This window comes from Mesorhizobium sp. M7A.F.Ca.CA.002.04.1.1, from assembly GCF_004022805.1.
Classification (GTDB): domain Bacteria; phylum Pseudomonadota; class Alphaproteobacteria; order Rhizobiales; family Rhizobiaceae; genus Mesorhizobium; species Mesorhizobium ciceri.
Genome location: NZ_RZPL01001109.1, coordinates 1 through 1121, shown reverse-complemented (window position 1 = coordinate 1121; position 1121 = coordinate 1). Strand labels below are relative to the sequence as shown.

Here is a 1121-nt window from a genome sequence, read left to right as displayed (position 1 = left end):
GCACCTCGGCGGAAACCGCCTTGCCCTTGTCCTCGAGCCCAAGGCTGGCGGCGATCAACGTGATCTTGTGCTCGATGCCTTGCGGGCTGTTGTCCTGCGGGACCAAGACGATCGGAATTGCCAGCGACTTCAGCACCTCGACCGCTTCAGGAGGCCCGCTGTCTTCTGCGGCCAGGATCAGGTCGGGTCGCAGGCTGGCCAGCCCCTCGACCGAAAGCTGGCGGCGGTAGCCGACATTGGGTTTTTGCGCGACTTCAGGCGGATATTTGCTGCCGCGATCAATAGCGACGATTCGCCCGCCGGCGCCCAGCGCGTGGACGATCTCGGTGACGTCGGAACCGAGCGTCACGATCCGGGTCGCCGCGCCCGGCACGACGGTTCGTCCCAGCGCATCGACAACGGTCTCGGCGGCCAGCGCCTTGAAGCCGCAGGAAGGCGCCAGCACCGCCAGTGCCAGAAGCAGCACCGCCGCGATCCTGCCCGGTTGCGACCAGTGGGTCGTCTTGCCTTCGCCTAAACTGCCAACCATGCCGCTGTTCCCGTGCCAGATGCTTCTCGAGGATGGTCGGCTATAAATTTAAAGTTGACTTATGTCATCATGTTTAAATATGTGACCCATGCCCTGACCTGACTGGTTGAGGGATTTTCAATAATGCCAGCCAAGGCCGCTCAGCCACCGCCAGCAGTTTTGCTTTTGCTTGGGGGCTGCATGACAACGACAACAAACACGACATCGATGGCGAGCACGGCGCTCGCCTTCGTGCTCGGCCTCTGCGCCGTGCCTCTTGCCAGCGCGCAGGAACAGGACCGGGAGAAAAAGGCCGCCGCCAAGACCGGCCGCCTGGCGCCGGCCAGTGTCGCGCAGAACCAGCCGGCGACGATGCTCGACGTGATCACCATCTCGGCAACGATGATCAAAACGGCGGTGATCGAATCGATGGCCGCCATCAGCGCCGTCGATCAGGACGAACTCGACCGCATCCAGCCCGACACAGCCGCCGACATCTTCCGCACCACGCCGGGCGTCGCTGCCTCGATGAATGGCGACGATCCCGCAACCGCCATCAACATCCGCGGCCATATTGCTCCAGGCCGCGGATGTTGCTGGCGGTTCCGGGACC

Annotated in this window: 2 protein-coding genes; one reads left to right on the top strand and one right to left on the bottom strand. The window is 63.4% G+C overall.

What is annotated here, in order from left to right:
• A partial coding sequence (locus tag ENZ75_RS32545) for an ABC transporter substrate-binding protein (protein ID WP_164888210.1) occupies positions 1-529 on the bottom strand: 529 nt, incomplete at its 3' end.
• 180 nt (positions 530-709) lie between these two features.
• On the opposite strand from ENZ75_RS32545, the gene ENZ75_RS32540 reads away from it, so the two are divergent.
• On the top strand, positions 710-1121 hold a 412-nt coding region (locus ENZ75_RS32540; RefSeq protein WP_164888209.1), incomplete at its 3' end, for a TonB-dependent receptor plug domain-containing protein.